The organism is Streptomyces sp. URMC 129, assembly GCF_051386415.1.
GTDB lineage: Bacteria > Actinomycetota > Actinomycetes > Streptomycetales > Streptomycetaceae > Streptomyces.
Genome location: NZ_JBPQTQ010000033.1, coordinates 37,297 through 45,426 on the forward strand (window position 1 = coordinate 37,297; position 8,130 = coordinate 45,426).

At 63.7% G+C, this 8,130-nt stretch carries 14 protein-coding genes; all 14 read right to left on the minus strand.

Going from position 1 to position 8,130, the window contains the following annotated elements; genetic code table 11:
• Window positions 1–19: 19 nt before the first annotated feature.
• The 14 genes from ACSNOC_RS09820 to ACSNOC_RS09885 all read right to left on the minus strand — a co-directional run bounded on the left by ACSNOC_RS09820 (window position 20) and on the right by ACSNOC_RS09885 (window position 7,922).
• A complete protein-coding gene (locus ACSNOC_RS09820) occupies window positions 20–430 on the minus strand; it encodes a hypothetical protein (protein WP_436746920.1) in 411 nt (136 codons plus the stop codon).
• Window positions 431–626: 196 nt separating this feature from the next.
• Window positions 627–821: a hypothetical protein gene (locus tag ACSNOC_RS09825; protein ID WP_436746921.1), complete on the minus strand. Its 195-nt coding sequence runs from the start codon at window positions 819–821 to the stop codon at window positions 627–629.
• Window positions 821–1,087: a hypothetical protein gene (locus tag ACSNOC_RS09830; RefSeq protein ID WP_436746922.1), complete on the minus strand. Its 267-nt coding sequence runs from the start codon at window positions 1,085–1,087 to the stop codon at window positions 821–823. The genes ACSNOC_RS09825 and ACSNOC_RS09830 overlap by 1 nt, the downstream gene beginning before the upstream one ends.
• Window positions 1,084–1,368, minus strand: coding sequence for a hypothetical protein (locus ACSNOC_RS09835; protein WP_436746923.1), 285 nt, complete (start codon window positions 1,366–1,368; stop codon window positions 1,084–1,086). The genes ACSNOC_RS09830 and ACSNOC_RS09835 overlap by 4 nt, the downstream gene beginning before the upstream one ends.
• Window positions 1,365–1,709, minus strand: coding sequence for a hypothetical protein (locus tag ACSNOC_RS09840; protein WP_436746924.1), 345 nt, complete (start codon window positions 1,707–1,709; stop codon window positions 1,365–1,367). Before ACSNOC_RS09840 ends, ACSNOC_RS09835 begins: the two co-directional genes overlap by 4 nt.
• Complete coding sequence (locus tag ACSNOC_RS09845) at window positions 1,706–2,305, minus strand: beta barrel domain-containing protein (protein WP_436746925.1); 600 nt, start codon at window positions 2,303–2,305, stop codon at window positions 1,706–1,708. Before ACSNOC_RS09845 ends, ACSNOC_RS09840 begins: the two co-directional genes overlap by 4 nt.
• The gene (locus ACSNOC_RS09850; RefSeq protein WP_436746926.1) at window positions 2,305–2,535 is read right to left on the minus strand and encodes a hypothetical protein; all 231 of its coding nucleotides are present in this window, start codon (window positions 2,533–2,535) and stop codon (window positions 2,305–2,307) included. Before ACSNOC_RS09850 ends, ACSNOC_RS09845 begins: the two co-directional genes overlap by 1 nt.
• A 9-nt stretch (window positions 2,536–2,544) precedes the next feature.
• Entirely contained in the window at window positions 2,545–2,925 is a 381-nt protein-coding gene (locus ACSNOC_RS09855) for an SLOG family protein (RefSeq protein WP_436746927.1), read from the minus strand.
• Between the two features lie 91 nt (window positions 2,926–3,016).
• Window positions 3,017–3,205, minus strand: a complete 189-nt coding sequence (locus ACSNOC_RS09860) for a hypothetical protein (protein ID WP_436746928.1) — start codon at window positions 3,203–3,205, stop codon at window positions 3,017–3,019.
• Between the two features lie 924 nt (window positions 3,206–4,129).
• Window positions 4,130–4,960, minus strand: a complete 831-nt coding sequence (locus ACSNOC_RS09865; protein ID WP_436746929.1) for an AAA family ATPase — start codon at window positions 4,958–4,960, stop codon at window positions 4,130–4,132.
• Window positions 4,961–4,975: 15 nt separating this feature from the next.
• Window positions 4,976–5,668, minus strand: a complete 693-nt coding sequence (locus ACSNOC_RS09870; protein WP_436746930.1) for a hypothetical protein — start codon at window positions 5,666–5,668, stop codon at window positions 4,976–4,978.
• A 115-nt stretch (window positions 5,669–5,783) separates the two neighbouring features.
• Window positions 5,784–6,314 carry a hypothetical protein gene (locus ACSNOC_RS09875; protein WP_436746931.1) on the minus strand — a complete coding sequence of 177 codons (531 nt, stop codon included), beginning with the start codon at window positions 6,312–6,314 and terminating at the stop codon, window positions 5,784–5,786.
• Window positions 6,311–7,243, minus strand: coding sequence for a PD-(D/E)XK nuclease family protein (locus ACSNOC_RS09880; RefSeq protein ID WP_436746932.1), 933 nt, complete (start codon window positions 7,241–7,243; stop codon window positions 6,311–6,313). The genes ACSNOC_RS09875 and ACSNOC_RS09880 overlap by 4 nt, the downstream gene beginning before the upstream one ends.
• Window positions 7,218–7,922 carry a WhiB family transcriptional regulator gene (locus ACSNOC_RS09885; RefSeq protein WP_436746933.1) on the minus strand — a complete coding sequence of 235 codons (705 nt, stop codon included), beginning with the start codon at window positions 7,920–7,922 and terminating at the stop codon, window positions 7,218–7,220. Before ACSNOC_RS09885 ends, ACSNOC_RS09880 begins: the two co-directional genes overlap by 26 nt.
• Window positions 7,923–8,130: the final 208 nt, after the last annotated feature.

The following is an 8,130-nucleotide window of genomic DNA, read 5'->3' on the forward strand; positions in this document are numbered from 1 at the left end:
AGTACGGGACCAAGAGGGATTACAGGGGCAGAGCGCGGACTATCGCCACGGCCAGAGCCAGATCCATGCGTACCCACGATGGACCACCGCCCTTCGCGTCATGCATCTCCCAATCCAGCCCGCCCGCCAGGCGGGAGACCGGAATGTAGGCGTCCCACTGGGCAGTGGACTTGTACGGACGCTTGACCACCAGGATGCAGCGGTCCGCGCCCGCGTTCTGCCTCTCAATCTCAGTCTCACGCTGCCAGGCAGCTATCTGCTGCGCCGCTGCCGCCTTGACCTCCACGACAAGGCCGGGGATCCCGGCCACATCGCCACGGTCCTTGTTGCCGGACAGGGCCCGGCGCTCCGCCGCCGGCCACCACTGCTGGAGGTATCGGACGACCTCTCTTTCGGCGGCAGTTCCCTTCGCCTTGCTCTTGGTGCTCATGCCCGCCCCCAGCGGGGGCCACGGAAGGTTTCCGGCACGTCGGGGGGGCATCCGTGGGACAGCTGCTGGGCGAGGAATCTCCTGCGGAGCCAAAAGAGCTGTTCATCGCGCCAGGGTGACTGCTCCTCCACCCAGTCCGCATATATCAGGGGGGCCAACTCCATCGCGGTCGGCTCCGGGCGGGCGTTCTCTTTGCTCACTCGTCCCCCAAGAGGTAGTCGATACCCTCGATTGTGTCCCAGATCATCAAGTGCTCCGGGTAAAGCTGCCAGCTTTCGGCACGAGAGCGGAGAGTTTCCTCGTCCATGCCCGTCCGGGCGATCAGCTCGGCACGCTGCTGGATCAGCTCCCCACGGGTCACGTGGATGACCGTGGGGAGTTCCTCGCTCATCAGTGACACTCCTTGGCGTGTTCGCAGGCGAGGAAAAGTGTCTCTCGCCAACTCGCTGCGAAGTTCCATGCGAACCAGCCCGGATGGGCAGAAGGGCAGACATGGGAATAGCACCAGCGCCCGGAGCGGTCGCGAAAGACGCGCACGCGACTACTGGCCGGGCGATCCCCGACAAGCTCTCTGTAACGCATCTGCCGCTGTCGCAGCGCCTCTTTCATTCCCCACACGGGCGAAGAGAAGGCCGCATGGCGGAAACTCTCGCTCATCGCGCCTCATCCCTGTACTTCTCCAGCGCGTGGCGGACTTCGTCATCCCCCACGTCTCCGGAGTCGCGCCACTCCACGGCGTGCCAGACATCCGAGAGGCGCTGCCCAAGCGCCTCGGCGGCGGCGAACAGGGAGAGGATGAGCCTTGTGTGCTCGGCGGCTATGTGCCGACCAGGGAAGTCCATCTCCTCCAGCCGTTTGGCCATGGCCTCGATGTCTCCCGACTGGGCCTCCAGGCCGCCGACATGGCAGTACAGGTAGTTGTAGCTCCCGCCGCTCATCCCTCACCCCCAAGGATCCACTCCAGTGCCTGGCCCCAGGGCGTCCCCCCGTCCTGCCATTGCTGGACACAGTCCATGTCGCTCCTGAGATCCGGGGAGACCAGGGGGAGGAGATCTCTCATGACATCGCCGGCGGCGTCCCCTTCACGCGCGCGGACCTTGTCCGCGTGTACACCAAGACGCAGAAGGACATGTCCGATCAAGCACCCAGGTTCATCGCCGTGGAGGTAAAGGCAGGACTCCATGAGACCTGGCCTCTCATACACCCTGTCCGGCTGCTCCGCCACGACCCCTTGCAGCACTCGCAGGAATTCCTCGTCAGTGGTCTCTTCGTAACTCATTCGGTCACCTCCGGGTCGATGAGATCGGCGGCGCTTCGCCGCCCGTCGATCTCGGCTTGTTGCTCTCGCGTGCCGTACTCATCTAGCTCGGGGATGATGTCTGCCCTGATCTTTTCCGCCAGCTCGTGGGCGACGGAGCCGTATAGCTCATCGGCTAGGGCATCGGCCTGGTCCGCAGTGAACTGCGAAACCCGAAGGGCGCAGGCGATCTTCCATTTGGCGCCCTCCATCACGCCTCCGCCGGGCGGGTCCTCGGCCTCCATGACCTTCACCAGCGCCTCCAGCCTGGAGACGGAGGGCGTGCCAAACCCGAAGCGGAATTCGAGCCCGAACTGCCGGAGGCGATCCAGCAACACACTTCTGCGCTTGTTCTCCGCGTGAACTGCGGGCCACTCCAGACAGCTATGCCCGTATTTGTTGTTCACGATGCCGTCGCTCATCCGGAATGAGCGCGTCTGGCCATACATCTCGATACGGATCAGCTTCCGGCCGACGCCGGCGACGGCCACCTTCCTCGGTTCCCCCCTGGAGTTCCGGTCGATGAGTAGAAGCTCATCCCCAGCCTTCACGTTGTCCCTCGTGAATTTCGGCCCCATCACGCCTCCAGCGGCCACATCATGGCGAACAAGACCGCATGCTGCTTGGGGCAGCAGGATCTGCGGACCACTCTCGCAAGGACAATCCCTCGGGACAGGTTCTCCTGTCTGGCGAGGGTCACCACTCTCTCCACGAAGTGGAGACTGTCCATGGCGTGATCCACGTCCTCCTCGATGGCCGACGCCACATCCAGCCAGTGCTGGAATTCGTCATCATCTTCAGCGAACATTCACATCCCCTATATCTGAGTGTCGATTCCCGCAGCCAGGGCGAGCTGAGCGCAGTGAGACGCACCCTGGCTGTTGTCCTTGATGAAGGCGAAGCAGACATCCGCCCCGAGGTTGACCATCTCCTGATTACGGATGGGCCCGGCCTTCTTGCCATGCTTCTCCCAGTCCGCCGGATGCTTCTCTTCAATCGCCATGGTGGAGTGGTACCGAGCCCAGTGGGAAGCCGCAGAATCGGCCCCTGTAGGGCATGCGCCATGGACCACGGTCAAAGGCCTGCTCGCCCCTGCGGAAAGCTCCCAGAGGGCCATATAGACCACTTCTGGAGCAGGCCAGTCCCTGCTCCCGGTAACCAGGACCCTCACATGGGCCTCACTTCGCCATGTCTGCATCGCAGACAGGTGCGGAATTCTGACCTGGGATTGACGGAGTCGTCCGAGAAGGGCAGCCAGGCACCCCACTTGTGGAGCCCGAGGAAGCACCTCATTCGTCCCGCCCTTCACTTTCAGCGCTCCAGAACGTGACCTGAAGGGGCCCAGCGGAGGAAGGGTCGATAGAACCAAGGAGCACCTTCACCGCATCCCACTCCTCCCTGGAGAAGCTGAACCTCTCGTCCAGGGTCAGAGCCTTCTCCGTCAGCTCGTACGGGATGGGTCTGTCCTCGGGGCTCATCCGGCCACCTCCTGCCATCTCTCATAAGTGGAGATTTCCAGTTGGCGCGTGTCGGGCACTGCCGCGATCGGCGTTAGCGCCGTGGCGGCGGCAAGGGCAGCGGTGAAGTGCGCTTGAGCCATCCCCGCAAGAACGCCCGCATCCGACGGGGCCGCATCTCTGGCCATACGCAAGAGCCTCTCACCCTCCAGGTAGTGCTCAGGTCCGGTCATCGCCCCTCCACGGGGATGAAATGGAACACGGTGGGGCCGTGCTGAACTGCTATCTCGTGCCAATCCGGAGTGTCGTACTCAACCACCGGCCAGCCAAGGCGAGCGGCTTCACCCATGCACTCCTGAAGGATGCGATCGGAGACCACACTCCAGGCTGTCTGGCCGTACTCGGTTACGGATCTGTGGTACCTCATCTCCACCCCAGCCATGTGGCTATGCCGATGACCACCCAAAGGGCGCTGCTCACGATGATCCAGGGGGCGATCTTCGCCCATGTCTCCTTGCTCACTTGCTCTTCACCTCTACCCAGAAAATCCTTGAGGCGGGGACACCCACGCGGATGCCGTTGGAGTCCGAAATGGTAAGTAGCCCGCCAACGCTGATGGCCTGGCTGATCCTGTCAATCTCCTTCGGCAGTCGAAGGTCAGTCACGCTCACGCTGGCGGACGCTGGCCCACCTGAGCCAGCGTCGTAGTACACGTATATACGCTTCACTCTTCCTCCTCTCCCGACTCGAACCCCATTTCCCCGACCAGCCTCGCGGCCGCCGAACGAAGGTCCCCGTCCTGAGAAAAAGCGAACCCCCCGGCCGCTGCCCGCAGGATCTCCCGCAACCATCCCATGTCGCCGCGACTTGCCAGAATCAGTGTCCGCTGCGCCTGGTATCCGTAATCACTTGGCTCCTGCCAGGAGCCCACAATCCGCATTGTCATCAGTCTTCTTCCTCCTGTTCGTAATACCCGCCGGCGTAAGCCGGAGGCTTCGGCACGTAGTCACCCACCCAGGCTCTTGCCGGGTCTATGCCCATCCGGAAATGCCGGTCGGCATTCGGATCACTCCGGCCATGCCTGTTCTTCACGCAGGTCACGTGCAGATCCCCGGCCCAATCCACACCGCAGGAAACGATGACCTCCGGGAGGAGGTCCAACTTTCCCTGGATATCGCCCTTCCTTGGGCAAGGCGCCTTGGCCTTGTCTGCCGTGGCATGTGTGACCACCAGGACGTGGGCCCCGGTCTCCCTCGCAAGGGACTTCAGCTCCCGCAGAACTGCCTTCTGCATTCCCCATTCGCCGTCGCCCTGGCTGTGCCAGACGTCCGAGAGAATGTCCACCGTGATCTGCTCCGGATACACGCCCTCCGCTTCGGCGTAGGCGTAGCAGGAATTCCAGATGTGATTCAGGTCCGGACCCGGAAGGAAGTCCCACTTGACGAAGTCGGTGCTGGCCAGGGCCTGGCGCATGCGCTGCGGGTCGTCCTTGCGCCACTGCCGGGTGATCTCGTACGGCTGGCCGGAGGCCAGGGCTGCGAGGCGGCCCATGACGGTGTTCTGGTCTGAGTCCGTGCTGAAAGCCAGCGTCGGAACTCTCATGTTGACCATCGCGTTGAGCGCGATCATGGTCTTGAAGGAACCGCTGACACCGAAAAGCATTGAGAGAGATGCCCGGTGAAGGCGGATGCCCTCTCTTCTCCAGCTCGGGAACGGAGCGGGGAGGGGGTCCGCAGACACCCCTCCCCGTCCGACCGAGCGCCACAGGGTCTGCACTCGGACTCCCGTCCGTTACACAGGGATGGGGTTGTACTGCCCCAGCGCCTGCGCCGCCTCCGGGGCGCAGTACCAGCCCTTGGCCGGCGAGGAATAGAAGGCGAACTGGCCGTAACCAGGGTTGCCCTTCGTCAGGCCCATGGCCGCCGCCTGAGCCAGGAAGGAATCCTTCTGCTGGAAGGGCACGTTCAGCTTCATCCAACCCTGCGGCGCGACCTTCGCGCCGGGCGCGCCCGCGCCCTGCTGTCCCTGCGGGGGCTGCTGGTAGGCGCCCTGCGGGGCTCCCGCCGTCTGCCAGGCGGGCTGGCCCTGGTAGCCCGCGTTCGGCTGCTGGGGAGCCTGCTGAGGCTGGCCAAAGCCGCTCTGCTGGAACTTCTGCATGTCCCGCTGGACGCCGTACGCGGAAACCTTCGCCCTCTCCCAGGCCATCTGAAGATTCTGGGCGACAGCCGCGACAGCCTCTGTCAGCTCCAGCAGTTCCGCTGGGGTCTCCGCACGGAGGGCCAGCATGGAGCCGTCTGGGAGCTTGGGAGACCACGTCAGCTTGTGGTTGTGCGGGTTGGCCGTGGGCTCCGGATAGGTCACGCCCGCCGCATTGGCCAGCGCCTGCTGGAAGGCGGGATTGGCGTGGCCCTGAGTTGCCGGTGGGGCGGCCTCGTCGCCACCCCACATCTCCTCGTCGGACACTTCCTGCTGCGGAGTGGTCATCTGCTGTGTTCTCCTTGGGGAAACAGAATGGCCCCCGGTTTTCCGGGGGCCTCGCTTGTTAGGGTATGTGTCGATGATCGTGGCGCCCAGGCCCTCCATGAGGAGGCGCGTGGCTTTATCCACGTCCGTCACCTCGCCCGTGGACCGCCTTCTTGTGCACCAGGCACCAGACGGCATCTCGCCGTCCGCACGCACAGGACGGACCGGAGTCATACCACTGATCAAAGAGGCTGCGCGGTGCCTGAGATTGCCAGGCGAGGAAGCGATGTATCCGGTCAGTTATTTCCTGCATCCGGATATCCCGCTCGCTGGGGGGTTTGATAGCCTCCCAGGCGTCCTTGGCTGTGGCATAGCAGGACACTGCCATCCATTTGCCCGAGCCGCCCTGAAGGCCACCCGCCATGCGTTCTCCGACCGCCCTGGCGGCGGAGAGACCACGGGTAGAGAAAGGACCGAAGACCGCGAGCGTAGGCTTGTCGTCCATCTGCCAGCGGTAATTGGCTATAACCGCCAGACGATTGCTCTTGCCTCGCTCCTCGTCCAGGGCGTGGATCAACTCCTCCGCCAGGGTCTCCGCGTCCTTCTCCGTGTTGTCCGGATCCTCCAGTATGGGGAGGAGTACCTTGATCTCACGTCTCGGGATCATCGGAAAAGGGCCTTGTGTCTCGGGTGGTCCGGGTCATACCTCTCGGCCTCGGCTCCACCCATTGCATAGCAGGCGTGTCTGACATCGCAGACGCCGCTGCACCAGCCCTCATCGGCCGTGTTCGGGATGAACAGTCCGCCGACCACGGCGCTCCGCATCTGGCCGTAGATCCGGCCGGCGTGCGCCGGAGTCCACTTGGCGAGTGACTGCGGGTGGGCGTAGAGGCCGGGGGGCTTGCCGTTTCGCCTCCCTGTGTTGTCCCGAGTCCGGAATGTGGCCCCGTGGTCCGCTTCCGCAGCCGGACCGTACTTCTGGACCAAGAGAGCACTGTAGGTGCCAAGTTGGAGATCCGTAGCCATCCCGGAGCCGGACTTGAAATCCACGATCCACAGGACATCGTTGATCGTGTCACGGAAGACCCGGTCCAGATACGCCTTGATCTCCATGTCACAGCCCGGCAGATAGCCGGAGACGTCCAGCTCAATGGCGGGCTCGCCATCTGGCGTGGTCCATATCTCCCAGCTCGGAGAGCGGAGACGCCAGTCAATGTAGGACTGGCACATGATGGGGCCATTGGCCCTCCACCAGGATTCGTCTTCCTTGGACATGCGCTTGACGCGCCACTTTGACCGATCGGGCTCTATCCGTATCGCATCATCAATCTGGATATTCAGCTTTGAGTGAAAAGTGCCGGCTGTATCCATAGTGTGCAAGTTCCCCTTGGGATCCCGTGGTCCGCCAAGTGCGATACAGGTATCCCACGTCTCCAGCGTGGCGTGCACGGCGTTGCCGCCGATGTTCCACCAGGCTGGGGGGCCCTTGACCCCCTGGATTCTCCCGAGCTCGTAGCTCTTACCGCACTTGAGCCAGGTGGACTGGGATGAGTAGCTGAGGTGCGTCACCTCATACGGCGGGCCGCCGCTGGCCATAGCGGTGCTTCTCCTTTCTCGGCTGCACGGGCAGCACCTGGGGGCTGTAGATCCTGAGGTCACTCACCGGTATCCACGGCTGCGCACCAGAGCGCTTCGTGTCTATCTGCACGCGGAAGAATTCCCCGCTCACGTCCTGGGCGAGGAGAAAGACGTCATTCATGTGGCCGAGGTAAAAAGCCCAGGCGTGTTTTTGGCCACGTCGCCGTGGCCAATTGGGCTTGAGCAGCTTCGGTCCGCCGGGCGGGGGAGCTTCCGCCTCTTCGGTCGGCAGGGTCTGCTCGTACTCTCCGGCCAGCTTCTTGGCCGTGGATGCTCCCAGACCCAGCCGATGCTGGGTGCGGGTCCAGGACGGGTCTATCTGATAGGACTCATAGGCCAGTCGGCCCCAGGCCAGACGCTCCGCCGCGTCCGCCTTCGAGACGCGGCCCGCGAGGCGCCTGCGGGCCGTACGACGCTCCTCCTCATCCCGCCCTCCCCAGATGCCATACGGCTCCCCAAGCGTGTCCCTGCGGCACTGCTCCAGGACGGGGCAGCCCTCACAGACTGCCTTGGCTCTGGCGGTCGTGACCGTGACCGGCTCGCCGGGGATCGGCGGGAAGAAGAGGTCCGTGGGCTCAGAGCGGCAGGCCCTCCAGGGGTGCCGCCGCCAGGGTCTGCTGATGTCGGGCAGTTCCATGTCACCCCTCTTCGGGCATGCAAGAGGCCCCCGGTTTCCGGGGGCCTCACGTGCGATTATTACGTTGTGTCACATCAGCCGGAGACTGACATCAGTCCTGACATCAACCGGTCTGGATGCCAGTGGACTCGGCCGGACACCCATGGACAGTTTGGTTGATCATGTCCGGACTTTCCCCACCGTGAAGAAGTGGGGGGAAGAGTGTTGA

What these genes read in the sequence shown, in the direction of transcription:
- ACSNOC_RS09820 (WP_436746920.1), bottom strand. Translation starts at nt 430, where the DNA reads ATGAGCACCAAGAGCAAGGCGAAGGGAACTGCCGCCGAAAGAGAGGTC.
- ACSNOC_RS09825 (WP_436746921.1), bottom strand. Translation starts at nt 821, where the DNA reads ATGAGCGAGGAACTCCCCACGGTCATCCACGTGACCCGTGGGGAGCTG.
- ACSNOC_RS09830 (WP_436746922.1), bottom strand. Translation starts at nt 1,087, where the DNA reads ATGAGCGAGAGTTTCCGCCATGCGGCCTTCTCTTCGCCCGTGTGGGGA.
- ACSNOC_RS09835 (WP_436746923.1), bottom strand. Translation starts at nt 1,368, where the DNA reads ATGAGCGGCGGGAGCTACAACTACCTGTACTGCCATGTCGGCGGCCTG.
- ACSNOC_RS09840 (WP_436746924.1), bottom strand. Translation starts at nt 1,709, where the DNA reads ATGAGTTACGAAGAGACCACTGACGAGGAATTCCTGCGAGTGCTGCAA.
- ACSNOC_RS09845 (WP_436746925.1), bottom strand. Translation starts at nt 2,305, where the DNA reads ATGGGGCCGAAATTCACGAGGGACAACGTGAAGGCTGGGGATGAGCTT.
- ACSNOC_RS09850 (WP_436746926.1), bottom strand. Translation starts at nt 2,535, where the DNA reads ATGTTCGCTGAAGATGATGACGAATTCCAGCACTGGCTGGATGTGGCG.
- ACSNOC_RS09855 (WP_436746927.1), bottom strand. Translation starts at nt 2,925, where the DNA reads ATGCAGACATGGCGAAGTGAGGCCCATGTGAGGGTCCTGGTTACCGGG.
- ACSNOC_RS09860 (WP_436746928.1), bottom strand. Translation starts at nt 3,205, where the DNA reads ATGAGCCCCGAGGACAGACCCATCCCGTACGAGCTGACGGAGAAGGCT.
- ACSNOC_RS09870 (WP_436746930.1), bottom strand. Translation starts at nt 5,668, where the DNA reads ATGACCACTCCGCAGCAGGAAGTGTCCGACGAGGAGATGTGGGGTGGC.
- ACSNOC_RS09875 (WP_436746931.1), bottom strand. Translation starts at nt 6,314, where the DNA reads ATGATCCCGAGACGTGAGATCAAGGTACTCCTCCCCATACTGGAGGAT.
- ACSNOC_RS09880 (WP_436746932.1), bottom strand. Translation starts at nt 7,243, where the DNA reads ATGGCCAGCGGCGGCCCGCCGTATGAGGTGACGCACCTCAGCTACTCA.
- ACSNOC_RS09885 (WP_436746933.1), bottom strand. Translation starts at nt 7,922, where the DNA reads ATGGAACTGCCCGACATCAGCAGACCCTGGCGGCGGCACCCCTGGAGG.